The sequence below is a fragment of the Pseudarthrobacter sp. W1I19 genome, assembly GCF_030817835.1.
Taxonomy (GTDB): domain Bacteria; phylum Actinomycetota; class Actinomycetes; order Actinomycetales; family Micrococcaceae; genus Arthrobacter.
This window is the reverse complement of the sequence record NZ_JAUSZR010000001.1, coordinates 4,495,540-4,519,773: the sequence shown is the minus strand read 5'-3', so window position 1 is coordinate 4,519,773 and position 24,234 is coordinate 4,495,540. Positions and strand designations below refer to the sequence as shown.

At 62.0% G+C, this 24,234-nt stretch carries 26 protein-coding genes; 10 read left to right on the top strand and 16 right to left on the bottom strand.

Annotated features, from left to right (window positions below; all coding sequences use genetic code 11):
- Positions 1-76: 76 nt before the first annotated feature.
- The 4 genes from QF038_RS20965 to QF038_RS20950 all read right to left on the bottom strand — a co-directional run bounded on the left by QF038_RS20965 (position 77) and on the right by QF038_RS20950 (position 4,982).
- Positions 77-1,750, bottom strand: coding sequence for an alpha-amylase family glycosyl hydrolase (locus tag QF038_RS20965; RefSeq protein ID WP_307613551.1), 1,674 nt, complete (start codon positions 1,748-1,750; stop codon positions 77-79).
- Positions 1,751-1,842: 92 nt separating this feature from the next.
- Entirely contained in the window at positions 1,843-2,733 is an 891-nt protein-coding gene (locus tag QF038_RS20960; protein WP_307612967.1) for a carbohydrate ABC transporter permease, read from the bottom strand.
- Positions 2,730-3,668, bottom strand: coding sequence for a carbohydrate ABC transporter permease (locus QF038_RS20955; protein WP_307612965.1), 939 nt, complete (start codon positions 3,666-3,668; stop codon positions 2,730-2,732). Before QF038_RS20955 ends, QF038_RS20960 begins: the two co-directional genes overlap by 4 nt.
- A 36-nt stretch (positions 3,669-3,704) precedes the next feature.
- Entirely contained in the window at positions 3,705-4,982 is a 1,278-nt protein-coding gene (locus QF038_RS20950) for an ABC transporter substrate-binding protein (protein WP_307612963.1), read from the bottom strand.
- Between the two features lie 90 nt (positions 4,983-5,072).
- On the opposite strand from QF038_RS20950, the gene QF038_RS20945 reads away from it, so the two are divergent.
- Complete coding sequence (locus QF038_RS20945) at positions 5,073-6,278, top strand: ROK family protein (protein WP_307612961.1); 1,206 nt, start codon at positions 5,073-5,075, stop codon at positions 6,276-6,278.
- Positions 6,279-7,085: 807 nt separating this feature from the next.
- On the opposite strand, the gene QF038_RS20940 is transcribed toward QF038_RS20945, so the two are convergent.
- The 4 genes from QF038_RS20940 to QF038_RS20925 all read right to left on the bottom strand — a co-directional run bounded on the left by QF038_RS20940 (position 7,086) and on the right by QF038_RS20925 (position 9,628).
- Entirely contained in the window at positions 7,086-7,421 is a 336-nt protein-coding gene (locus QF038_RS20940; protein ID WP_307612959.1) for a DUF4386 family protein, read from the bottom strand.
- A 17-nt stretch (positions 7,422-7,438) separates the two neighbouring features.
- Positions 7,439-7,756: a DUF4386 family protein gene (locus QF038_RS20935; protein ID WP_307612956.1), complete on the bottom strand. Its 318-nt coding sequence runs from the start codon at positions 7,754-7,756 to the stop codon at positions 7,439-7,441.
- Positions 7,757-7,980: 224 nt separating this feature from the next.
- Positions 7,981-8,733, bottom strand: a complete 753-nt coding sequence (locus tag QF038_RS20930; protein WP_307612954.1) for a DUF4386 domain-containing protein — start codon at positions 8,731-8,733, stop codon at positions 7,981-7,983.
- Positions 8,734-8,908: 175 nt separating this feature from the next.
- Complete coding sequence (locus tag QF038_RS20925; protein WP_307612952.1) at positions 8,909-9,628, bottom strand: DUF4389 domain-containing protein; 720 nt, start codon at positions 9,626-9,628, stop codon at positions 8,909-8,911.
- Positions 9,629-9,828: 200 nt separating this feature from the next.
- Between QF038_RS20925 and QF038_RS20920 the strand changes: the two genes are divergently transcribed.
- On the top strand, positions 9,829-10,107 hold the full coding sequence (locus QF038_RS20920; RefSeq protein WP_307612950.1) for a helix-turn-helix domain-containing protein: 279 nt from the start codon (positions 9,829-9,831) through the stop codon (positions 10,105-10,107).
- A 58-nt stretch (positions 10,108-10,165) separates the two neighbouring features.
- Here QF038_RS20920 and QF038_RS20915 read toward each other — a convergent pair whose 3' ends face one another.
- Both QF038_RS20915 and QF038_RS20910 read right to left on the bottom strand, forming a co-directional pair.
- Positions 10,166-10,765: a TetR/AcrR family transcriptional regulator gene (locus QF038_RS20915; protein ID WP_307612948.1), complete on the bottom strand. Its 600-nt coding sequence runs from the start codon at positions 10,763-10,765 to the stop codon at positions 10,166-10,168.
- A 321-nt stretch (positions 10,766-11,086) separates the two neighbouring features.
- Positions 11,087-11,557 (bottom strand): sensor histidine kinase, encoded by a 471-nt coding sequence (locus tag QF038_RS20910; RefSeq protein WP_307612946.1) that lies wholly within the window; start codon positions 11,555-11,557, stop codon positions 11,087-11,089.
- A 419-nt stretch (positions 11,558-11,976) separates the two neighbouring features.
- Here QF038_RS20910 and QF038_RS20905 point away from each other — a divergent pair, with 419 nt between their 5' ends.
- The 4 genes from QF038_RS20905 (at position 11,977) to QF038_RS20890 (ending at position 15,676) form a co-directional block, all read left to right on the top strand.
- A complete protein-coding gene (locus tag QF038_RS20905; protein WP_307612944.1) occupies positions 11,977-12,321 on the top strand; it encodes a hypothetical protein in 345 nt (114 codons plus the stop codon).
- The gene (locus QF038_RS20900) at positions 12,318-13,064 is read left to right on the top strand and encodes an EAL domain-containing protein (protein ID WP_307612941.1); all 747 of its coding nucleotides are present in this window, start codon (positions 12,318-12,320) and stop codon (positions 13,062-13,064) included. The genes QF038_RS20905 and QF038_RS20900 overlap by 4 nt, the downstream gene beginning before the upstream one ends.
- A 132-nt stretch (positions 13,065-13,196) precedes the next feature.
- Positions 13,197-13,646 (top strand): PAS domain S-box protein, encoded by a 450-nt coding sequence (locus tag QF038_RS20895; RefSeq protein WP_307612939.1) that lies wholly within the window; start codon positions 13,197-13,199, stop codon positions 13,644-13,646.
- Positions 13,619-15,676, top strand: coding sequence for a bifunctional diguanylate cyclase/phosphodiesterase (locus QF038_RS20890; protein WP_307612936.1), 2,058 nt, complete (start codon positions 13,619-13,621; stop codon positions 15,674-15,676). The genes QF038_RS20895 and QF038_RS20890 overlap by 28 nt, the downstream gene beginning before the upstream one ends.
- 197 nt (positions 15,677-15,873) lie before the next feature.
- On the opposite strand, the gene QF038_RS20885 is transcribed toward QF038_RS20890, so the two are convergent.
- From QF038_RS20885 to QF038_RS20870, 4 genes are all read right to left on the bottom strand, one after another.
- The gene (locus tag QF038_RS20885) at positions 15,874-16,038 is read right to left on the bottom strand and encodes a hypothetical protein (protein WP_307612934.1); all 165 of its coding nucleotides are present in this window, start codon (positions 16,036-16,038) and stop codon (positions 15,874-15,876) included.
- 43 nt (positions 16,039-16,081) lie between these two features.
- Positions 16,082-16,633: a PAS domain-containing protein gene (locus tag QF038_RS20880; RefSeq protein WP_307612933.1), complete on the bottom strand. Its 552-nt coding sequence runs from the start codon at positions 16,631-16,633 to the stop codon at positions 16,082-16,084.
- Between the two features lie 125 nt (positions 16,634-16,758).
- Positions 16,759-18,297: a signal peptidase I gene (locus QF038_RS20875; protein WP_307612930.1), complete on the bottom strand. Its 1,539-nt coding sequence runs from the start codon at positions 18,295-18,297 to the stop codon at positions 16,759-16,761.
- Positions 18,298-18,390: 93 nt separating this feature from the next.
- Positions 18,391-18,789 (bottom strand): hypothetical protein, encoded by a 399-nt coding sequence (locus QF038_RS20870; RefSeq protein ID WP_307612928.1) that lies wholly within the window; start codon positions 18,787-18,789, stop codon positions 18,391-18,393.
- A gap of 397 nt (positions 18,790-19,186) precedes the next feature.
- On the opposite strand from QF038_RS20870, the gene QF038_RS20865 reads away from it, so the two are divergent.
- On the top strand, positions 19,187-19,648 hold the full coding sequence (locus QF038_RS20865) for an Hpt domain-containing protein (RefSeq protein WP_307612926.1): 462 nt from the start codon (positions 19,187-19,189) through the stop codon (positions 19,646-19,648).
- Between the two features lie 23 nt (positions 19,649-19,671).
- Here QF038_RS20865 and QF038_RS20860 read toward each other — a convergent pair whose 3' ends face one another.
- Positions 19,672-20,454: a response regulator transcription factor gene (locus QF038_RS20860; protein WP_307612924.1), complete on the bottom strand. Its 783-nt coding sequence runs from the start codon at positions 20,452-20,454 to the stop codon at positions 19,672-19,674.
- Between the two features lie 1,309 nt (positions 20,455-21,763).
- On the opposite strand from QF038_RS20860, the gene QF038_RS20855 reads away from it, so the two are divergent.
- Positions 21,764-22,531, top strand: coding sequence for a TM2 domain-containing protein (locus tag QF038_RS20855; protein WP_307612922.1), 768 nt, complete (start codon positions 21,764-21,766; stop codon positions 22,529-22,531).
- Between the two features lie 9 nt (positions 22,532-22,540).
- Positions 22,541-22,771, top strand: coding sequence for a hypothetical protein (locus QF038_RS20850; protein WP_307612920.1), 231 nt, complete (start codon positions 22,541-22,543; stop codon positions 22,769-22,771).
- 454 nt (positions 22,772-23,225) lie between these two features.
- Here the strand turns inward: QF038_RS20850 and QF038_RS20845 are convergent, their stop codons facing one another.
- Positions 23,226-23,438, bottom strand: a complete 213-nt coding sequence (locus QF038_RS20845; RefSeq protein ID WP_307612918.1) for a DUF1508 domain-containing protein — start codon at positions 23,436-23,438, stop codon at positions 23,226-23,228.
- Between the two features lie 633 nt (positions 23,439-24,071).
- On the opposite strand from QF038_RS20845, the gene QF038_RS20840 reads away from it, so the two are divergent.
- A complete protein-coding gene (locus QF038_RS20840) occupies positions 24,072-24,233 on the top strand; it encodes a hypothetical protein (RefSeq protein ID WP_307612916.1) in 162 nt (53 codons plus the stop codon).
- Position 24,234 lies beyond the last annotated feature (1 nt).

The following is a 24,234-nucleotide window of genomic DNA, read 5'->3' as shown; positions in this document are numbered from 1 at the left end:
GCCCGATCGATGTGCTGATTACCAGGGAGATGCCCCCGGCGCCCGAGCGCCTGGGGCATCTCCTTGCAGGGTCAAGCTAGGCCTGGAGCCAGGCAGTGGTCGCTCCGGGCAGGGAATCTGCCTTGAGCGGTGAACTGGAGACCAGTACCTTGCCGGCGGGCAGTTCGAAGGCTTCCGTGCCGAAGTTCGTTACGGAGGCCCAGCCGTTGGGGCGCCGGAAGGCTACGACGTCGGTCCGGCCGGTCTCCAGCCATTCCAGCGCTTCGGTTGTTTGCAGATGTGACCGTAGGGTCAGCGCCTGGCGGTAGAGGGATAGAGTTGAGTCTTCCTGAGCTTCCTGGGCTTCCACTGAGTAGCTGGCGAACCATTCGGGCTGCGGCAAGTGGGCGCCACCTGTGCCGAATCCGAACGAGTTGCCCGAGGCTGTCCAGGGTAACGGGACGCGGCAGCCGTCGCGGCCGATTTCCACGCCTTTGTTGCGGAAGAAGGCCGGGTCTTGACGCTCGGAGTCGGGGATTTCGCTGCCGACTTCCTGCAGGCCCAGTTCCTCGCCTTGGTAGAGGTACGCGGAGCCTGGAAGGGCGAACATCAGCAAAGATGCGGCGCGGGCGCGGCGCAGGCCGAGTTCGACGTCGACGTCTTCCTGCTTGCCGCCGGCGAGCAGCCACTTCTGACCGGCTTGGCCGGCCATGATCTCGCCCTCGGCCGAAGGCCCGGATACGGGAAGCCCGTAGCGGGTGGCGTGCCGGACGACGTCGTGGTTGGAGAACACCCAGGTGGAGGAAGCGCCTGAGGCGTCAGCCTCGGCGAGGTTCTTGGTGATTATTTTCCGGAACTGGGCGCCGTCGAAGTCTGCTTGGAGCAGGTCGAAGTTGAACGCCTGGCCAAGGCCCTCCGGGCTGGCGTAGCGGGCGCGGCGGTCCGAGTGGACCCAGGCTTCGGCAACGGCGGTGCGCGGCGGGTTGTATTCGTTGAAGACCTTGCGCCACTCGGCGTAGATCTCGTGGACTTCGTCGCGGTCCCAGTACGGATGCGCACCGGCAAGGTAGAGCGCCTCGCCCTGGGCTTCGAGATCAGCCTTGGTGGGCAGGGACTCTTCGAGGTTCTTGGTCAAGGCATGGGCGACGTCGATGCGGAAACCGTCCACGCCCCGGTCGGACCAAAAGCGCAGGGTCTTCAGGAAGTCCTCGCGGATCTCGGGGTTGTCCCAGTTAAAGTCCGGCTGTTCCTTGGCGAAGATGTGCATGTACCACTGCCCCGGGGTTCCGTCGGATTCTGTGACGCGTTCCCACGCGGGCCCCCCGAACACGGAGTCCCAGTCCGACGGCGGCAGTGCACCGTTTTCGCCGAGCCCGTCCCGGAAGATGTAGCGGTCGCGGGCCGGGGATCCCTTGGGCGAGGCGAGGGCTTCCCGGAACCAATCGTGGCGGTTCGAGGAGTGGTTGGGGACGATGTCCACAATCAGCTTGATGCCCGCGGCGTGCAGGGCGCAAGCCATGTCGTTGAAGTCCTCCAGCGTGCCGAGCCGCGGATCAACGTTACGGTACTCGTCCACGTCGTAGCCGCCGTCGGCGAGGGCTGAAGGGTAGAAGGGGCTCAGCCAGACCGCGTCGATACCTAGGGACTTCAGGTATGGGACCTTGGCGGTGATGCCGTTGATGTCGCCGATGCCGTCGCCGTTGGAGTCTGAGAAGCTGCGGGGGTAGATCTGGTAGACCGAGGCCTGGCGCCACCAGGTGGGGTCGGCCATGTTCTTGGGCTCGGTGCTGGTTGCCTTGGTAATGATGGAGGGCAAGACTGGGTCCTTTACTTTTTTCTGAGTGGTGGGGTTCGCGGCTTGGGTCACTTGACGGCGCCCTGGGTCAGGCCGGACATGACCCAGCGCTGGGTAAACAGGTAGACGACAATTGCGGGCGCCATGGCCATCAGGTACGAGGCGAAGGCGACGTTGTAGCTGTTGCTGAACTGTGTCTGGAAGATCTTCTGCAGCACCGGGAGCGTCTGCAGTTCCGGGTCGGAGATGATGAGTGACGGCATCATGAAGTCGTTCCAGGAGGCGATGAAAGCGAAGATGCCCACCGTTGCACTCATGGGTCCCAGCAGGGGGAAGATGAGCCGCCAAAACACCTGCCACGTGCCGGCGCCGTCGATGCGCATGCTTTCCTCCAGTTCCAGCGGGATGGAGCGCAGGAATGCGGTAAAAAGCATGGTGTTGAACGCCAGGGCAAACACGATGTGCAGGATTGCGACTCCGAGTGGGTTGTCCAGCCCGAGGAGGCCGGTGAGCTGGATCTGCGGTAGTGCCACCACGGGGAACGGGATGAACATTGCCGCGAGCAGGTAGAAGAAGGACCAGCGGAAGAGCCGGCGGTCCCAGTTGCGGACGATCGCGTAGGCTGCCAGCGCCGACACGATAATTTCCCCCGCGACGGCGGTCACGGACACGAATACGGAGATCGCGAAGCCGCGGGGGAAGTTGGTGAGCGTCCATGCCTGGACGAAACTATCGAAGGTCAGGGGGCTGGGCAGCGAGAAGGCGTTGCCGTCCACCGCCTGGCCGGTGGTTTTGAACGCCATGCTGATAGTGACGTAGAGCGGGACGAGCACGCTGAGCGTGCAGACGATGAGGACGATGGTGGCGGGCCAGTTGCTGCGCTCCTGGTGGCCGCGGACCCGATGTTTCTTCCCCGCTGCCGTGGGTCCTGCCGGGATAGTGCTGGGTGCGCTGCTCATGCTGCGATCCCTCCTTTGCCACGTGTGAAGCGAAGCTGGATAAGTGCGATAACGATGCTGATGAGGAAGAAGATCACGGCGTTGGCCATCTGGTATGCGTAGTCTCCGCCTTCAAAGCCGCGGAAGATCGACATCGCAACGCTGCGTGTGGCGACGCCGGGGCCGCCGTCGGTAAGGCCGACGATGATGTCGTAGGCGTTGAGGTAGTTCTTGAAGCCAAGGACCATATTGATCACTGCGTACCCGGCCACGAGCGGCAGGGTGATGTGCCGCAGGTTGTGCCAGGGCGATGCTCCGTCGAGGGAGCTTGCCTCGTAAACCTCGGCGGGAACCGTGAGGAGCCCTGCGATGTAGATCAGCATCGCACTCGGAATGGACTGCCACGCGGTGACGACGACGATCGCCAGCCACGCCAGGTCGGGGTTGGCAAGGATGCTTGTCGCCAGCGGTTCGATTCCAAGGTTTTGGCCCAGGAGTGGCAGCGAGTTGGAGAAGAGGTATTGGAAGACGAACGCGATGACGATGCCGGAGATCACCATGGGGATCACGAATACCGTGCGCAGTGCAGCGCGGAAGCGGACACGGGATGTGAGTCCCAGCGCCAGGAGGAAGGCCAGGGCGTTGACGACGATGACGGTCACGAGCGCAAAGCCGAGCGTGAAGCTGTAGGCGCTGAGGACTCCCTCATCCTGGAAGACAGCGATGAAGTTTCGGATGCCGATGAAGTCGAAGTCGCCGAAGCCAACAGAGTTTGTGAAGCTGTAGACGAACCCAAGTACGGCCGGCAGTGTGACGGCGAGGGTGAAAATCGCCAGCGCGGGGAACAGGAAAAAGTAGTAGAGCGGATCGAGGCGGCTCTTGCGCGCTTTTGTCGCTCTGGGCGCTGCCGGGGCCGTCACCACCGCTCCAGTGGAAGGCTTAGTCGTCGATGACATGAAGGGTCCTCGTTTCGTGCATTGGAACGGAAGTGATCACGCGCGGAAGGCCAGTCGCGCCCAGTCGGCGTCGATCCGGCGCAACGTGCTTTCGGCGTCGGCGCCACCGATGATCGACTGGAGGTAGTTGGCGGCGGGAATCGAGTTCGGTATGAACTGTGAGGCGCCCATGTAGAAGCGGCCCTCGTCGTAGTACTTCTGCATCTCGACGATTCGGGGGTCTGTCACCGTGGGTGCGTCCTTGGTCGTGCCGAATCCCAGGAATTCTGCGTTGTAGGAGTTCTGGATCTCCGGCTGCATGAGGTATTGAAGGAAGTTCCGGGCGCCTTCCTGGGCGTTGGCGACTTCGGGAACCCACAGCGAAAGGTCGATGTTGACGCGGACCTTCAGGTCGGCGGGGTCGCTGGTCATCGGCAGCGGGAAGGTGCCGAGATCCACATCCGTGCCGGCCTTTTCAATTTCCCCGAAGGCCCACGGCCCCTGGAAGTACATTGCCGCCTGCCCCTGGGCCATGGCAGTGTTGCCGTCCCCATAGCCGCGGCTGGATGCATCGGGGTTGATGTATTTCGTCAGCTGGACCATGCGCTGCACCGGCTCAAGCATCGTTTTCTGGAACGATACTTCGGAATCCGGTCCGACCTTCTCGCCAATCTCATGCATTTTCTTGTAGAAGTCGCGCACGTTGACCATGCCGCCCACCGTGTAGTCGAACAGGCCCTGCGCGATCGTCCAGGGGTCGCGGAAAGTGCCGTAGATCGGAGTGATGCCGGCTGCTTTGAGTACCTCACATACCTCGATCAGTTCTTCCCAGGTGGTCGGGACGGCCAGCCCGTTCTGCTCGAAGATGCGGCGGTTGTAGATGACGGAGGCGGCCATGACCGAGTAGGGGATGACGCTCGTACGGCCTGGGTAGGTGGGGTACCAGTTCGTGAGGTCCAGAACGTCGTCCCGGATGGAAGCTGCTGCCGGGAGGTCGGAAAGGTCCGAGAGTGCCCCGCGCTCCATGAATCGGGCCATCTCAAGGTTGTAGTTGAGGCAACCGAGATCGGGCGGGCTGCTGCGCACAAAGCTGGCGGAAAGATTTGTCGCCATGTCGTGCAGAACGCGGACCCGGTCCTGCGAAGCGGAAAATTCCGCTGCCAGATCGCGGAAGTAGGGCACCGCTTCCGGTTTTGACTGGTGGAACGTAACGGTGGGACGTGTACCTCCCGGGGCACAACCGGCCAAGCCGAAAGCGGTCAATGCGCCTCCGGCAACAGTAAGGAAAGTCCTTCGGGAGACTCGCGTCCCTATGGACGTCAAAGGTGGCAACATCGGCTCCTCAAGGGTCTCACTTCGTATTTATATGGATCTTATATTTAGGTCCTATACGAGGATGAGGGATAGAGGCGATATCGTCAAGGGATGAATGAGACCACGGCGAGATCGACGCAGCTTTTGCGGCAGATCAACTCCAATGCGTTGCTGCGCTTCGCTCTCCAGGAGCAAGTGTTCACAGCTGGAGAGGCCATGGCCGTGACTGGGCTGACGCGCGCCACGGTGCTCGGCGTTTGCGATGGCCTGGTTGACGCCGGATGGCTGGAGGAAGTGGATGACGCTCCGGCTGCGGGCAGCACGTACAAGGGCCGCCCGGCCCGGCGCTACCAATTGCGCGAGGCTGCCGGTGTTGTTGTCGGGCTGGACGCCGGGGAGACCTCCTTCACAGCCACGGTCGCGGACCTGCGGGGTCGTGAGCTGGGCACCCGTCGCCAGAGCGTTGACTCGCATGCGCTGGGACGCGCGGGCCGCGGTGAGAGTGCACGGGAGCTGATCCGTCTGACCCTCCACGACGTCGGTCGCGACCTCGACGACGTCTTACTGACAGTCGTCGGCGTTCCCGCTCCGATCGACGCTGACGGCATGTCTCCTGAGGGAGAATTCTGGCACTTGATGAATTCCGGCTTTGCGTCGCATCTTCACGGAAGGGTCGTCGTCGAGAATGATGCCAACCTGGCGGCTGTTGCCGAACGCGCACACGAGCCGTCAGCCAACCAGGCAACACTGTTGACGGGGGAGCGGTTCGGTGCTGGCCTGATTGTCGATGGGCGCTTGCTGCGGGGGCCTCGGGGCGGCGCTGGGGAAATGCGGTTCCTCGATACGCTGACCGCCGGCAAGTTCGTGCCCGACGAAGGGGGTGCGGACGGGTTTGGAGCACTTGCCCGGAAGTGGGCACGCTCGCGGATTCATTCCTACGAGGGACAAACCATGCTGCGGCAGATGCCCGAGGGGGAAATCAACGCGGAGGACGTGTTCCAGGCCGCCCGTGAGGGGGATCCGTTTGCCGAGGACATCATCGCCCGGCTCGGCGCCCGGCTGGCGCGGATTGCGGTGGTGCTCTCCAGCCTCCTGGACATTGAGCGGGTAGTCATCGCGGGCGGCATCTCACTGGCCATCGAACCTGTCCTGGAACACGCACGCAGCCTGCTTCCCACCGACACCGGTTTACCGCTCCCGGAACTCATTGCGAGCACCTTCGGGGCCGAGGTCGTGGTCAAAGGCGCCATCGAGTCCGCACTGACACAAGTCAAGGCCGAACCTAACGCGTTCCTCCCGCGGGCCGCCCGATCCTGACCCTCTCGACTCTCACCCAATAGGACCTCCGGAGGAGTTCCTGGATATGAGGAGATCATGGACCTCCTGGCCGATCCGTCGCATCCGAACCACGCCGAACAAGCCTCCTGAGTGGCCGAAATGACCGGATCGGATGGGCCTTTCGACCCTGCTTTTCTCGACGTCGCCGCCGTGAACCGGGCGGTGACAGACCAGTTCTGACTGCAGGATTTGGGGGGTGAAATACTCCGGTCCTGATGCCGGAAACAGCTCTTCTGCGGCACCCCCCGCCCATTTTCGAACGCCTATAACGGACATTCGGTCAAGTAGCCATCGAGTTATGCTAACGGGAGCAGAAATTGTAGGAGATCTCGGTTGGTGTCAGAACAGCTCGAAATTCTGTTTTATTGGCAGTGGCTCATGATGTTCTCAGATCCCAGCCTGACAGTGGGAGGGGCAGCGAACCGGGGTGCGGTAGCCCGAGAATCATCGAAAAAGTCCAAAGAATCGGGACTCGATAGAAATTGCTTCGTGCAGCGGCTGCGATGTTACCTCTTGAGGGTCGATAAGTGTTTGAGTACACGATCCGAGCTCCACCGACAGGCGAATCCTGCCTGGCCAGGCGCCCCCGACGTCAGGTTGGGGTGTGCCCTAACACGACGGTGGTGCGAATAGTTCGAAATCGAATATGCACGCTTACCAGTAGAGCCAGCATTCACGCCCGTGCAACCCGCCCCTTGTCGCTTGAGCGGTCCATGGTCAGACTTCCGGGACACGTACTGCCGGGTACGCTGGCCCAGCTTGGGGGCCACTTCCTATGAGGGGTGTTTACAGGGTGCGCTCCTGCAACCCACGTCGAGCTGTGACCATCAAGGTGGGACGGAACCCGCGGATGATTAGCCAGATGCCGAAGGTCAATTCGAAGAGGCCGCCAGGAACAGCCCCGACGAAGCCGGCACCTTTGAAGCCGAACAGCTCCAGCAGCGAGCCTAAAGCAAAGAACGCGTACCCGACAAAGCCCCACAACCGCCAGGAATCGTGGAGTGGAGTCAGGCCTGAGCGGAAGAGTAACGCGCAGAAGAACAGGCTGCCGATTCCGAGCCCGGCCATGGCGATGTTGTAGGCGATGAAATTGCCGGTAACCGCAATGACGCCGCTCAGCAAAAGCAGGCAGCCAACACCTACGCCAGGCCAAGGCCCTCGAAGACCCTGGTGGCCAGGTAGCCGAGAGCCACGGCCTTGTTGTGCGGTTGCAGGAACGGGCGCATTAGAACGCCGATGCAGATGACGACTGCTGAATTGATGAGCATGAGCAATGCGCCCAGGAGGAGGAAGCCTCGAGAGCCTGGGTCGGCAGAGCCTGCAGTGGTCGTAGCGATGGCGTTGCCGACTCCATATGTCAGGAATCCTGCAAGGAACAGCGTCCCGATGATCCAGGCTGTCGCTGGCCGGCCTCGCTCAGCCCGGGAACCCGGAGTGGTGTGGGTGGTGGTGGCCATGACGTGCTCCTTCAAAGTTGAGTTGGTCCAGTTGAAAAGACTCGTGCCGGGCGGTATGGATTCAATTGCGGGCCAGCAAGTGTGGCGGGGAGCATTCAGTCCACTGTCCTTCAGCTGTTACTGGGTCGATTCACTGAGGGAAGTCAAGCCAGGGCACGGGAATCTTCACGATGCGGTGTTTATGGTTGAACCGTTGTTTGGGTTTAGGGGTCCTCGTTGCCGGTCTATGTGTTGTGGCCCGTAGTCAGAGGGGTTGGCTTGAAGCCTTTGACGATCAGATAGATGCCCAGGGACAGTTCGAACACGGCGACGGGCACTGCGGCAAGAGCGCCGATCGGGGATATCTGGGGGTAGGCGCCGAAGTAGACCGCGATGTCAGAGGCAAGGAGCAGCGGTGCGCCGATGAGTGCGATGATCGGCAGGATCCGGGGCACCAGGGCGGAGCGGTAGAGCATGTAGCCCAGGAGCAGGTCGCAGGCGACGGGCATCAGGCTTTGGGAGAGCAGGAATATCCAGTTGTAGGTTGCGATCAAGCTGTGGCTCATTGTGACCAGCGAGGCGGAGTCCGTGCCGGCGGTGCCGGCAACGTCGTTCCTCAGGGTGAGGATCGTGAGCAGGCTGACGACGCTGACGAAGATGAGGCAGGTTTCCAGGAGTCGGGCGGCCACCAACCCCAGGGCCGCGGTTTGGCTGACTCGCTTCAGGACCGGGTACAGCACTACGGCAGTGCTGATGCCGGCCAGGGCAACGATGACCTCGGACAGGGCTCCCCACTGCACCCCGGTGGCACTGCCGGCGCCCAATACGAAAGCACCTGCGTCATCCTTCACCGCTTTGTAGAGCGCGAGGGTGGGGATGGAAACAAACGTGAGCACGTACAGGATGCCCGCGGCCAGCGAGATCCGCCTCGTCGGGTGCATTCGGCGCTGCTGAGCGGGTCCTCGGACCGGCGGGTTGATATTGGTGTTGGCAGTCATGACGTACTCCTTCGAAGGCGGTTTGCGCCCCGCTGTGATGAATCGGGCTGCCCGGAGCCGGGCGTGATGCGAGAAAATGATGGGCGGCAAGCCAACGTCATTCAGGTTCGAGCGATGGTGAAGCTGTTCACTCCTGGCCTGTCGGCGCCCGCCATTTCCACCGTGTTTGGACCGTTTAGGTCGTCGGCAGCGGATTCGGCCCGATTATGATGGGGGCGTCAGGGCTGGGTGGTGATTCGCTGCCGCCCATGTCCAGCCGGAGTGGCGGGTATTGGTCGGTCATCAGCGCTGCGTAGGCGGTGACGCGGAACACCCAGCGGTTCATACCCATAAGGAGGTCGAAGACTCCACGGGGGTAGCGGCCAGCGAACAGCAGGACGAGTCCGGCGATGCAGACCAGCAGGCCGATCAGGCCGCTGCCGTAGGCCCAGGCGTTGCCATCCCGCACCTGGTTATAGCCGGCGAAGGCGGCTCCAGTGAACACACCGATGATCAGGTAATGCGGGAGCGCGAGCAGCCACCATTTCACCAACACGAGTCCGCGTGAAAGCGATTGCGGGTATTCAACGGACAGCCGGGCCGGATAGTCCGGGTCGTCGGCCAGCGTGAACGGCGGATAGGCGTCGGTGCCCAGCGCACTGTAGGAGTAGAAGCTGACCCGCCACGTCCAGCGCATCACGCCGACGTTGAAGTCAAAAATTGCCCGCGGATAGCGTCCGGTGAACAAGATCGCGAAGAACGCCACCACCGACAGCACCAGGAAAACGATCCACAGGAAGAACAAAACCACGATGTGGGGGATGATCAGCAACCATTTGACGAGCCACAGCCAACGGCTCAGGTTTGGGGATTGCCCGCCGTCGAGAACGAGCGGGTACGAAGTCAGCTGTGCCATTGAGAAGTCCTTCCTTGAGCTGTAAACCCTTGCCCGAACGGGGGCGTCGGCGTTACAGCGGCGGGCGGGGTCTCTCTTATGCGGCCAGGTCCGCGCCTCTATCGGCGATGGGGCGTTCTTGCGCCGATACCCGCAACGGTAGGCCGCTTTACCAGACAGGTCAATAGGGACATGTCCTATACGACAGCTATAATGTGGTTATGGCTGAATGGGGCTTCCTCACTAATCACCTGCATGCGCTTTACTGCGTCGCGCGCCACCCCGGGATCCGGATCCGTGAGATCGCTGAAAGTGTGGGGGTTCAGGAGCGGGCGGCGCACCGCCTCGTTGCGGATTTGGTCGAGGGCGGTTACTTAACCCGCAAGCGGGTCGGGAGCCGCAACTTCTATGAGCTGCATCCGAACCAGCCGATCCGCCGGGAAGGCTTGGACGAGGTCGCGGTCGGTGAAATTCTCGACGTCCTCCTCAGGCGCGAGTGAGAAGAAGGCAACCACACCCGCCCTGAACGCGTCCCGCTGAACGACGCTCCCGGATCCGCTATGTTCGGGCCATTCTGGCCGGCGAACTTAGGAGGGCGCGGACGGTTGTCGGAAGGATCTTTGGAGCATCTGCTTCCCTGAGGCGGCCTGCCCGTATCTCCGCGGCGGCACTGTGAAGAATTGCGTAAAAGCACGCTACCTGCCATTCCAGCGTATGGTCGCTGCGGAAGGCCCCTTCCGAACGGCCCTTTTGCAACACTGCAATTAGCGGGGCGAGAGGTTTATCGTGGTGAGCTCGTATTTGCTCTGATAAGAGGTAGGGTTCCGCGGCCGCTAAAAGTGCGTTGAAGTGGAACAGGGCCAGCCATGATGACTCCACAAGTTCGTTCAGGGATGTCCAGGTGTCCTGGTCGATGTTTACGGCAGCCACTTCGGACTCTGCCCGGTCCATTGTCGCCTCAAATACGGCGCTTACCAGGTCTTCCCTGGTGGTGAAGTGGCCATAGAGGGTCACTCTGCCGACTCCTGCAACCCGTGCTATTTCTGACATGCTTGCTGCGGGATTGTGACTCAGGCACTTCAGCCCGGCATCAATGATGGCGTCTCTGTTTCGAACAGCGTCCGCCCGCTTATTGCGTTGTTTCTGTACCTCAGGCACGCGGCCCCCCTGTCTGAGTATTCGTGAGCAAAGTACGACTGATCTGTCTGTCGGGCCTAGTTCCCGTCGATTTTGCCTAAAAATTCTCTGATTTTATCTGCCATGACTTTTGACTGGGTCCACTGCAGATAGTGCTGCCCATCGAGTACGACTATTTCTTTATCCAGGAGTCGTTGGGCTAGGTTGTCCAAGCGCCAGCGGTTTTCCTGCAGGAGTGCCAAGGCGCGCTGCTGGCATTGTTCCACCAGGGCCCGGACTTCTTAGGCAACGACATCCAGCCTGCCTTCGGAGACACGGGCAGCGCGCGGGTCCCTCCCCTAGCTAGTCCAGCGGGAGTGTGACGGCGAGGCGAACGCCGTTGCCCGGGCTGGAATCGATGGTGATGGTGCCCCCGGCTTCGTGCACGGCGATGGACATCAGACAGAGCCCGAACCCGCGGTTCCGGTCGTCGTTCGCTGTACTGTCGAAGCCGTTGCCATTGTCGGTGACGGTCAGGCGGATGCCGTGGTAGACGGCGGCGAGCCGGATGGTGATTTCGGAGGCCTGTGCGTACTTAAGGGCGTTGCTGAGTGCTTCCTGGGCTGCGTGGTAGAGAAGGGCCGCGGAGCTTGCCGTTATTTCGATGCCGTGATGCGGGGTGTCCCATCGGACCAGGGTTCCCTGATGGCGCAGAGGGTCCGCTAGTCGGTCAATGCAGCCGGCGACGCCCAGGGCATGGAGGTCCAGGGGGCGGTGATCTGTGATGATGCCGCCGATGACAGATACTTCATCCAGAGCTGGTGCTTGAGACATAGCCGTTCCTGCTTCCGCTGCTTTTTCCGTTGTCGGCATTGCCATCGCCATGGCTGGTTCCCGTGGTCTGGCTGTTGTATCGATGGTGCCCGGTCAGCATCAAGGGTTCCGGTGCTTTTCCATAGCTCCCGTGCAGGGTTTGGGCAGGATTTAACAAGATGGGAAAGCAGCAGACGATGGCGCGGCTAGGAGATGGCTGGGTCGCTGCAACAAGGCTGGTCGTACCGGTCTTTCGTGCGATGTTGATTGCCTAATATCAGTCCGCTTGGTTACTTGTTCATCCGAACCAGAAATTCGATTCTTTCTGGTTGTATTCTTTGTTCAGGCTGACGCTGCACTTTTCGCACTATTGGGGAGAATCGCGGTAAAGCCAAGGTGCCGGGCTCAGCCGGCACTTCCAGTCAAAAAAGGAATAGCCGATGTCTAGGGATGAGTTTTCTCTCCCAGCGGTCACCGGCGCAGAGGACACACCGGGTCTGGGGGGACCTGATTCTCCGCCGCAGGCGGCGGAGGGTACTTCTCTGAGGTCCCAGGTGATGGAGCTGATCAATGATGTCCTCTCCGACCCTGAGCCCGATTCAGAATGGGCCAGAAGCCAGCTGCGGACGCTTCTGGCCTCGCATCCGGATAACCCCGAGCGGGCGTTGCTTGAGCATCTGATCGGACGCGGAAGCACAGCACCGGGCAGCGGCCTCTTCCTGACAGTGCACGGATTGCCCCTGCAGGTCGCCCTGTTGATCAGGGCGCTCAGGACAGTGGAATGACGAAGAGGATCAAGTCCGTCCTGGGCAGCAGGCTGTTGCTTACGGCGTTCCAGCCAATCTACAAATTGCCGGAAGGAGGAGTCGCCGGGGTCGAAGCCCTTACCCGCTTTGTCAGCAGCGACGGCGCCGACGCTGACACCTGGTTCCGGGAAGCGGAGATTGCAGGTCTTGGCATCGAGCTGGAGATAGCCGCACTGCAGTGCGCCGTGTCCGCGGCGGGGATGGTCCCTTCCCATCTCTTCGTCGCATTCAACCTGACCCCCACGACATTGACGGAGAGCCTTACCCAGGACCTGCTAAAGAACTCCGGGCTGGCGATGGACAGGATTGTCGTTGAACTCCGGGGCCAAACAGATGACAAACAATGGGGCAGGGTTACCCGGTCGCTGAAACCGCTCCGCCGAAGGGGATTGCGGGTAGCCGTCGACGGTTCCGGCCCGGGCTTCACCCCGGTCGACCGAATTCTTAGCCTCCGCCCGGACATCATCAAACTCGACCGAACATTCATCAATGGGATCCTGGAAGGACCAGAGCCGGATGAGCCGGCCGTGATAGCTCTGGCCCGGGAAGTTGGAGCGGTCCTGGCAGCCGAAGGCATCGAAACAGAAACCGAGCTTGCAGCGGTCATCGAGGCCGGCCTGACTGCAGGCCAGGGCTATCTGATGGGACGGCCGTCCGTGCATCCGCTGGACTGGTCGTCATGGGTGATCCAACCGGCCGTCGGGGTCACCGTTGAGCCATAGCAGCAGCCCAGCGTGCTCCTCCACCAATAATTGGCTGGAACTGGCAGTGGAATCCGGGGAAACCAGGCCCATCATATACTTCAGCAACTGAAACACTGGGCAGGCCTGATCGAGGACATCTCGGGGGATCAAATGGCGTGGGAACAACAGGATGACCTGCTGACGCAGTCGCTGCTGCTCGATGAAATCGGCCAGTCTGTGATCGGCATGGACAACCGTTGGCGGATCACTTACTGGAACCGTGCCTCGGAGCGTTTGTATGGTTTTTCCGCCTCCGAGGTTCTGGGGAAGACGCCTGTTGATCTGGGTGTCGTCGGTCAGTTCCAGACAGTCGGGCCCGGGCCGACGGGGGAGGAGATCGCCGAGAGGGTCGCCGGCGGCAAGGACTGGTCGGGCGAATTCTGGGTGCGGGCCCGGGCCGGGAGGGAGTTCCCGGTCCATGGGACGATCAGCCCGATCAGGGCCCGCCACACCGCGCCGGTGGACATCGTGGCCATTTCGAAGGACATTACCGACCGGAACATACTGAGGCGGTTCTGCGCAGGCTCTCGGCGATGGTGGAGTCCTCCGGGGATGCGATAATCGGCGCTGACATGGATGGAAAGATCACCAGCTGGAACGCAGGCGCGGTCAGGATGCTCGGCTGGAGCGCGGCAGAGGCCATCGGCCGAAACCCTGACCTTTTCACGACCAGTCCGCCCGAGGACGCCAACGAGCGCGTCGCTGAGCGGATCCGCAGCGGCGCCTTCGTCCCCGGCCTGGAAGCACGGTGGCGGCCTAAGGACGGATCCTTCATCGATGTGGAACTGACGGTGTCCCCGGTCTACGGGCAGGACGGGAAGCTGGCCGGAGCGTCCGGAATCGCCAGGGACATCACCGAAATCAAACGGCTGCGGTCAGAAGCGGCCGCGGAACGCCGCCGCCTGCTGGCAGCCCAGGAGATGGCACATGTGGGCAGCCTTGAATACTCGGCCACCACAGAGGCGACGTGGCACTCAGAGGAGTTCGCCCGCATCGTAGGCTTGGGGGCCGGGGAGTCTTTATCGTGGGAATGGATGCTGGAGCGGACCCACCCTGAGGACAGGGACCGGGTCCGGCAGGTGTGGCGGAGCTTGTATGCCGGTTCGGGTTTCGAAGACATCGAATACCGGCTCATCCGGCTCGATGGCGGGCAGCGGTGGCTGCATTCGAGAATTCGAAGCGTGGATGGTCCTGACGGGAAACCCCTGCAGTTCCTGGACACGGTGCTGGACAATACAGAGCACAAGAACGCCGAGCAGGTCCTGGAGTGGCAGGCCCGCCACGACGCCCTGACAGGTCTGCCCAACAGGTACCGGATCACCGAGGTACTGCAGGGTTTCCTGGACCATAGTTCCCGGCCCGCGGTGATGTTCGTTGACATCGACCGGTTCAAACTGGTCAATGACGGCATGGGCCATAGTGGCGGGGACAGAATCCTGATGCTCCTGAGTGAACGCCTGACGAACGCCGTCAGGCCCGGTGACACCGTGGGCCGCTTCGGCGGCGATGAATTCATCATCGTCTGCGAGAACATGGGCATGTGGGCAGCTAAGGTCCTCGCCGGGCGGATCCGTGCATGCATCAGGGCACCGTTCGAGGTCGAAGAGCGGCAGATTTTCCTCAACGTCAGTGTCGGCATCGCCTTGGCCGGACCCGAGGACACAGCAGAGTCGATACTCGGCGGCGCGGACACCGCGATGTACCGGGCAAAATCGGCCGGCGGGGACGCATCGGTGGTCTACCACTCCAGGATGACCCGACGGGCCAGCGGCCGGTTGGACCTGGAATCAGACCTGCGCCTGGCCCTCGACAGGGAGGAGATGTGCCTGCATTACCAGCCCATCATCGACCTGACCACGGAGACCCCGCTGGGGTTCGAGGCGCTCCTGCGGTGGAACCACCCGGATCATGGGGTCATTCCCCCGGAGACGTTCATCCCTGTCGCCGAGGAAACCGGCCTGATTGTTCCGATTGGAGCCTGGGTCCTTCAGGAAACCCTGCGCCAGATCCAGCAGTGGCGTGACCAGGTGGAGGGAGCGGAGGAGCTTGCGGCGGCCGTGAACATCTCCGGGCGTCAGCTGGTGGCCAAGGATTTCCCGGACATCGTGGAGGCAGCGATCCTGGCCTCCGGGATAGATCCGGCAGCGGTACATCTGGAAGTGACAGAAACAGTGCTCATGGACGAACCGGACCTGCCCAGGGAAACCCTGCAGCGTCTTTCCCGTCTGCGCGTTGGCCTCTCCATCGACGACTTCGGCACCGGCTACTCCTCGCTGAGCTATCTGAAGTGGCTTTCCGCCCGGACGTTGAAAATTGACCGCATCTTCATCCAGGAACTCGGCGACGATCCCCACAGCGGCACCGTCATCGAACTCGTCGTGGGGATGGCGAAAAGCCTCAAACTCGACGTCATCGCCGAAGGCGTTGAAACCCTCGCCCAGCTCAATGAACTCCGACGGATGGGCGTCACCCGGGCGCAGGGTTACCTCTGGAGCAAACCCATTCCCTCAGAACTCGTCCCCGCGTGGCTTAGCGGCACCTACGCAAGCCGGCGCAACAGTGGCGATGACGCCAGGGTGCCAATTCAATGAAGAGGAGCACTAATCGCCGTGACAATCTCCCGTCAGCCCCTGGCCGTCCTGCCCGATACACCAGATACGAGATTATTGACCGAGCTCACCAGCCACGCCAGCGACCTTTCCGAGGCCTCCCATGCCCTCGCCTGCGCCCTGGGCGCAGGGGAGGGGTCGGAGTTGTGGATACCCCTTACCTCGCATGCTGTGACCGCTTATATCCGACCCTTCATCCTCTCCAATGTCCGCAGGCGCCTTGATGAAATGCCGGAGATCCCGCCGATGGCCCCGCCGGACAGGTCATGGATGGGCTGGAACGCGGTGAGGATCAGTCCGTCTTTGACGGTGCTGCGGATGTGTTCCCGCACCCGCTGTTCCACCTGGGTTTCCGTGACCTGGGAAGGCAGCAGGCGGTTGGTCCCTTCAAATCGCCGGCCGGTCCCGTCCAACGCCGGGTACGACCTGCCGGACATCTCCATGAGGACCGGGCTGCCGTCCCGGTGCCTGCAGCAGACAGTGACAGCTGTCCAGCCCTGAGCGGCGTTCAAGGCCACGTTGACTGCCTCTCGGGCCTTGGACAAGTGATCGCCCGTGATGCTGGCTGAAAGGCCTGCCCACCAATTCGCGGGGTTCGTAACCGAGCAAGGTGGTGCTGGCACTGCTGGAGAAAGTGAAGGTTCCGGCACCGTCCACCGCCCAGAGCCATTCCTGGCTGGTGTCCAGCACCGTGTCCATCAGGCTTGAAGTGATGTTGTTCCGGTTCCGTTCCTCACTGTGCCCCCGCACGCCGCGGTATGGGGTCCAGCCGGCCACAAGGATCATGCCTGCGGCGAAGGAAGCGAGCACGCCGGTCAGGACGGCCGGCTCCTGGACGCGGGGAGCCAGGAAATGCAGCCATGCAGTGAGGGCAAGGACGAAGGCTGCCTGCGCGGCGAGCACACACAGCAGAAGGCGGCTGCCGATGAATACGCGCACCCCCAACCGGCCCCCTGGCCGTCCGATTACCCTCCCGGCAGCAGGGAAGTGTTGCGGTCGTCAGGGGCCGGTACTGGACCGGCTGTTAGAAGGCCGCGGTGTGACGCCTGCCTGGACATGTCCGGTTATGCCTGTGTGTCGGCCGGTTGGGGCTGGGGTTCGGCGGGGGCAGGCTCTGACCCTGCCCGGTAACGGTAGGTGATGTTCTCGTCCTGGACCACGAAGGTTTCCACACCGCTGCGGGACCAGTGAAGGACGAGCAGGCCGTAGCGTTCGGCCAGTTTGGCCAGGGTCGGGAACGTCGTGACATCGATGACGGGCCTGCCTTGGGGCGCCGGCATCGGGTGGACCCGCACCAGCAACGCTGCGTAGCGGCGGCGGATCACCGCCGCCTCGTCCCCGAGGGTGGAGCGGCCGGCGAAAACGATGATGATGATTCCGGTGGCCAGGGCAGCGAGCAGGAACACTGACGAGATGATACGGGTAGCGGCCGCAGTCACCGACAACCCGTTGATACCGATCATGCGGGGCACCATGGCGGTGTGCTGATGGGTGGCCGAATCAGTGACAGACAAGGTGCCCGGCCCACCGGCGAGGGTGAGCTGCAGGGGTGTGAGCTCGAGTTTGAGTTCAGGCCGGAATTCCACGCCCTCCGCGGTCCGAACGGCCGGGGTCAGGGCGACGGAAACAGGTCCGGCCGGAAGACCTGTGACCGCTGACGCGGCCTGGGCTTTGGCATCCAGGCTTGCCAGGTCCAGCCGCGCCGTGCCCTCGCAGTCGTTGCTCTCAAAATCCACCGGGCCGGTAAGGGGAAGCGTGGAATGCCAGCCTCCCGGGGTGGACAACTCCGCTGTCACGGTCATCGTTCCGGGCTCGCCGTGATAGCTGAAACCGACATCGACAGTCTTGGCGAGTTTCCGGAAGACCGGGTCCGGTGATTTGGCCGTGGTCCCGTCGTAGGCCGCGCTTTGCCCGACGTCCGCGGTGTAGGAGAAGTCCATCCGCGTGCCGCTCTTGACCTGTGAGGCGGCCGTTTCCTCCAACGGACCGGACCACGCCAAAGCACCGAGGGTAACCCCGGCGACGCCGAAGACCACGGCAAGTGCCGTGGAAATCCGCAGCGAGGGCGGCAGGCCGACCAGGCCCTGCCGGGTGGAGGGACGCGTACTGATGTGGCGGGACATGGATGCTCTCCTTCGTTTACGGCGGCGCCTTGTCGTTGCCGCGCTCCCGCCGGCCAGCAGCGCGAAAGCCAGCAGGCCCAAGACCGGGGGACTGGTCAGGGTTCCCAACCACAGCCCGCCCTGGGGGACATGGACGAGCGCCCGTCCCACGAGATCAGCGGCGCGGGGGGTGATGGGGTCAACGGACTGGTTGTTGTCGCCTTTGAAGACGAAAGCCCCGTCGCTGCCACCGATAATGCGGTGCAGCGCCACCTCGTCCCGGCCCGGAAGGTTATACGCGGCGATATCGCCGACCGCATAGGAGGAGGCACGGGCGATGATGACAAGATCGCCCTGGTGGTAGAGCGGGTTCATGCTGACGCCATGGGTGATGACGATACCGGCCTGGCCGCTGGCCAGAACAACCCCAACGCACGCTCCCAGAATCGCGATGACAGCAAGGACGACGGCGCGGAGGCGGTGCGTCAGCCGCTGTGGCAAGGCGAACCCCTCTCGGGAACGGACGGACATGGCTCGAAGAGAAAAGGGTGAGTGGCCGGCACCCCGGCGGACCGGCCACTCACACGCTCATTGTTAGACGGCGTCCGTGACGGTGACAGACGCGTTGGTAACGCCGCTCTGGCTCGTTCCCGGAACGGTGGGGTCACAGATGGAGAGTCCGTCGACGTCGATGTCGGTGCAGGTAAAGTCGGCGGGGGTGCCACCGGCCAGGGAAATGTTGACGGCCTTGCCTGTGGCGCCTGGTGCGAAGGTCAGGGTGACCTTGTTGACGGCGTCCGAGTTCGTGGCGTTGGTGAAGCCATATTCCAGGTTGGTCAGGGTCGCGCCGGTAACGCTCTGGGTCACGGTACCGCCGACGAACTGGCTTGATCCGGCGGCGTTGACGAGGCCGGCGCCGGTGAAGGCGGAGCCGGCGGCGAGGGCCAGGCCGGTGACGGACAGGGCGGTGACGATCTTTGCAGAAGTGCGCATGGTTTCTCTTTCAGGTAGGAAGCCCGGCAGCCCCTGAGCGGGCTCCGCGGCGGTTGCAACCCCCAGGTACAACTGGATGCCGCTGCCAACGGACACGGACCGAAACTCCGTCCGCATCACATCGACATCTCGAAGCTAACAGCGGCAAAACCATAAAAATCCGTTCCTTGGATTAACTTCGGGGAACCCTTGGAAAGCTAGGGAGAATCAAGGGAAACAGCGGCAATGCCCAAAGAAAACTGGGAAAACAACGGGCAGGCCCACGGACCTCCCCGCAAACGGGCGGCTCAGCCAGTGCTCGCACTCCCGGCCGGGCCCGATCAAGGCGGCGCCAAGGTTTGCGCAGGATCCGCCGAAGACAGGGCATTGGAATCATGAAGGGACGTAGCCTCAAAACATGGTCATTTCAGCATCACCACAGACACCGTCAGGCGGTGAAAAATCAACAGCGGCGACAAGCGAACCGCAGACACCCGCTTCGGCCGTGCCATCCGACGGCAGCTCTAATGTGCCGCTGGTGGATCCAGTGGTGCTGCAGGATCTCGAACACCAGCTCGGACAGCCGGACCTGGCCACGAATTTCGCGAAGGACTACGTGGGGCTGTGGGAACAGCGGGAGCGCCGCCTCATGGCATCACTTGCACATGAGGACCGTGCCGCAGCGCTGGATGCGGCCATCAGCCTGAAGGTCTCTTCCACCATGGTGGGGGCGCGGCGCCTGGCAGGCCTGGCGCAGGCCTTGGAGTCCGCGGTTCGTGGGGGCGACCTCAGCGGAGGATCGGTCCGGGAGCTGATTTCAGTTCACGGGCGAGCCACCGTGGAAGAACTTCAGGCACAGTATCTCCAGCACCGCGGATAGAACTTGTCACAACCTAGACGGGGTCAGTCCGGCGCGTCCGGAAGCCGGCGGGCGGCCAGCCGATAGCCGGCGCCGCGAACCGTTTGCAGCCACCGCGGCGATTCGGGATCGTCCCGGAGCTTCCGGCGAAGATTACCGATATGCACCTCGACCGCGCGCTCATCGGAGTCGCTGATATAAGCATCCTCGGGGTAATTGTTCCCCCGGACCGCGCGAATGAGGTCAGCGCGTGACAGGACGGCACCGGAAGCGCGGAGCAGCTCGTGCAGAAGGTCGAATTCGCTCCGCGTCAACTGCAGCGGTGCCCCTCCCAGCGTGGCGATACGGGTCCTGGGGTTCAACCTCAACCCGTCATGGTCGAGGACCGGGCCGCCGGTAACAGCCAGGGGCGCGGGCGGCAGCGGCTGCGGGTCTTCCTCGGGTTCAACGTTTGTGTTCCTTGGCCTGCGCATCATCGCCGCGACACGTGCCCGCATTTCCCGGGGCCGGAACGGCTTGGTGATGTAGTCATCCGCCCCGCCCTGAAGAGCGGCCAGCAGATCAGGTTCCTCGGTCCTTCCCGTCAGCATCACGACATACGCGTTGCTGAACCGGCGAATCCTTCGCAGCACCTCGAAGCCGTCAATATCAGGCAGCCCGACATCCAGGGTCACCACATCGGGCCGCTTGTCCCGCACCACCTCCACACCATGTCGGCCGTCCTCGGCCGTATGCACGATAAAGCCGGATTGAAGGAAGACCCCCTCCACGAGATTGCGCAGATCCAGGTCATCTTCAATGATTACAGCCACACCCAGGTCGCCCACGGCCCCCCCGTTTTGGTTGACTCCGCACTGGCCCAGCGCCAGCCGGTATTCAAACCCACCACTAAGGTACAAGGAACAGGCGGAAAAGCTTGATTAAGTCTTGAGGATCCTAACGGCATACTTTGAGCTTGACTGTGTAATCTACTCCTCGTCGCGCTAGGATCAGCGAAAATGGCCTATGAAAGGCGCCTTTCTTGGACTTTGTCCACTATCTGACCGGCCTGCTGGTCTTCCTCGGATCATCACTTGTCCTCGCTTTTACCGCCCACCTGATCCTGATACGGCGGACAAAGCGAAAAAACGCCGCACTCTCAAACCGGGAGCAATAGACGATGCCATACATCGACATAAACCCTCATCGACAACGACCGAAATGGCTCGGCTACCTCATACTGGCCGTCCTGGCAGTCCTAACCGCAACCGTCATCATCGCTGCCCTCACCGCGAATTAGGCCGGTAGCGCTTCTTCAGCAGACTGAGCCTGGTGAACCGGCAGAGGGAAGGCATGCCATTTCAGACTGCATCAATACCCGAACCCCAACGAGCCACACAGATCCAGTTTTCAAAGCTTGCCCATGACGCCGCACAGAAAAGGCTCCGAGAGGGCGGGATCCAGATCGGCGCTGCTTTGGGCCCCTAATGGGGGAGTGATTGCCAACGGCCACTACCGGCGCGTCCAGCACGGGGACCCAATCGGCCACGGCCACGGCGGGATGTCCGCGCTTCGGGCTGCCGGGCGCCAGAGGAGCTGCCGGAACCATCATCCACTTCAAGATTCCGCGCGTGGTGGTGGGCGAGACCAGAGCGTTTCACGGCGAGCTCAATCTCCTTCACTCACGCGGGCGTCGATCAAAGGATACGCAGATCGTCGAAAACCACGTGAGTAAGGGCCCTGACCGAGATAAGCGGGACCCTGGCACGGGCTGACCCGCAGCGACATCACAGACGAGGTAAAGCGCAGCCCTGCACGGAAATGTCCGGCCCCGAATTCAAGGTCGACAAAGTCGAGGAAAAGCTGGACAGGCTCATGTCCGGGGGACCACAGCACCTAGAAAGAGCAGCCGTCAGCGGTAATCTTCGGGCGAAAAATGTTCCTCGTCGCATCCCGGGTGTAGCATCCGAAACACGGGCAACAAACCCGTGACGCTATTGGGGGAAGTGATCATGTGGTGTTCGCACGCCGCTGCTCTGTCCGTATAACCGCTTGCCAAGCAAACGTGCCCGGGTTCCCTCAATGGACGTCCATCACCGCACCCACTCCGCACGCTTCGCATCGCTCCGCGGCCGGGTGTCCTCTGAAAGGACTCTCATGAGCCACAACCCCCACCTCGCCCCGTATCCTCCGGCCCAGACATATGGCCCGCCCCAGGTGAGCTCCAAGTCATTCCTCACCACATGGCTGCTGGCCCTTCTGCTCGGCGTCCTCGGCGTTGACCGTTTCTACCTCGGCAAAATCGGCACAGGCATCCTCAAGCTCGTCACCATCGGCGGCTTCGGTATCTGGGCACTTATCGACCTCATCCTGATCCTCACCAACAAGGCCCGGGACAAGCAAGGCCTCCCTCTGGAGGGCTACGACAAGCACAAGAAGATTGCCTTCATCGTTACGGCTGCCTTCATCGTCCTGAGCATCATCATCAACGCCGCACGTGGCGGCGCTGCACCGGCCACAGCTCCCGCAAATGACGCCGCGGCCCCCGTGGTGGCAGCTCCCGCGGCCCCTGCAGCTGCTGAACCGGCCGCACCCGCAGCGGAGGCAACCTGGACCAAGGTAGCGGAGCTGACCGGATCAAGTGACATGGCAAGCCAGGCGTTCGCGCTATCCGGCAAGAGCACACGTCTCGTTTACTCCTTCACTGGTGCCCAGCAGATGAATGGCCAGTCAATGGCCGTCGGTGCCATCTACCTGGAGAAGGAAGGCGTGGACATCACTAAGGATGGTGGAATCCCCATCAAGATGCTTCAGAAGGACGAAGCCGGCGAGACCGCGATCCACAAGGGAGCAGGCAACTACTACCTGGACGTGAAGGCAGCCAACTTCGGTTCCTGGACTATCACCGTCGAAGAGAAGAAGTAGAGCCACGAGGTGAGCTTGGAAAACCTGATTCCAGACCACGACGAGCGGGCGGCGTTTGTCCGCACGTTCACGTTGGCCAGCGCCAAGGCGATGCACGACCTTCGGAACAGGAACCAGGGCCTCACTGAGGACCAGCTCGCAGACGAGCTCGAAATCAGGATCCGAAGCGAGATCGGCCCAGGTTTTCCATTGCCCCGCCCGCAGCTGTTACAGCTGGCCCGGGACGTACTGGGTAGCTAGGTCAAATCCCCGGGTTTAGTGCCCGTCCAACATTTTGGACGGGCACTTTCAGTTGCCAACGCAACCGCAATCTGAGCGGACTTGAGGTCAGCTCGCCGGCTGGAAGCCTTGGAATCCCTGCTACGTATCTAGACCTGATCACTGGGCAAGCACAGGTTCTAGCGCGGCGGATGGCTACTCGGACTCGCTGGGGCAGGTACTGAGCGCTCGCAGCTACTTCCACTTCCGGATTCTAATAGCTGATGGTTGATATTTCGTCTATCTCTGAGGGCGAAGTCGCGGAGCTATTGGTTCCGGGTGCTGGAGGCGGCCAGGATTCTCATCGCCTCGTTTTGCGTGCAGCGGTTCTCGGTGCACCGTCAGGCTGCCGACACGGTCCGGGATATCCGTCTGGGAGGTGCAGACGACCCAGACCGGTGGCTGGCACATTCAGGACCGGAGTCGGGTTCCCCGGCTAACGGGCCCACCCGCTCAGCGACCGCATCAGCCACCCGTGGCAGGCACATGTCAGTGACGGGGCCCATTCCGCCGACTCGCGTGTGTCCCGAATCCCTGCCACGGCAGACACTTTGTCGGGGAAAGCGCGGGAGGTGGCCATCACTGCACCATCAGGACCTTTGATTCTGAACCTGAAGTTCGAGTCTTCGTCATTGAAGAGTTCGAACATTCCTGAAATGAGTCTCCTCCCGGACGGCCGCTGCCGCTGGTCTTGGTGCTTATCGTCAGAATGACAGCACGTCGTTGGGCTGCCATCCGGACGGTCTATCGGATGCAAAGGACGCAATCACGGTGATACGGGGCCCTGCATGTCCGTCTTCGCCAAAGGTACGCGGCACATCAGTTACTTGTCAGTAGAACTTTCGCGCATGTGCACTGCGCTGTATGCCCCAAAGTCCGGAATAATGCGCCGTCTAAAGGCGCTACGCTGCGTTGGCGGCGGCGCACTACCGACTCCCCCTGACTCTGCCAACGTCACGGCGCTGCAGGCAGGGCTGGCTCCTGAAGAGTTCCTGAGACCAGAGAGCCAGCCCCGCGAAGGCTGGAAGGAACCCTCCCCAGCAGGTAGAACACCGCCATTGCGAGATACTCCTTTAACTGCTCGCTATCGACAAGAGCAAGGACTGTGGCCAGTCCTTGCTTGGAGTGCCTGAAAAAATGGCCTGCATGAGCGACAGAGGATGCTGATTCCGGTTTCGATATCGGCGCTTTTGCTGGTCTTGCCGGACGCGGGTAGCAGAAGCAAGGATTGGTCATGAGGGACTTGCGACTGACAGCCAGAATTCTGCTCCAGGGGAAATCCGTGGCTCTGATCGATGTCTGGATCCTGTACTGGAACAACGGAGGACGCTGTCACCCCTTTGAGTTCGACGCCATCATTCATGACGCGTTGTCGGCTACCTGGTTTGATACAGAAGCTCTCGGCTTTGCACTGGACGAGCTTCTTCTGGAAGCCAGCGGCTGAT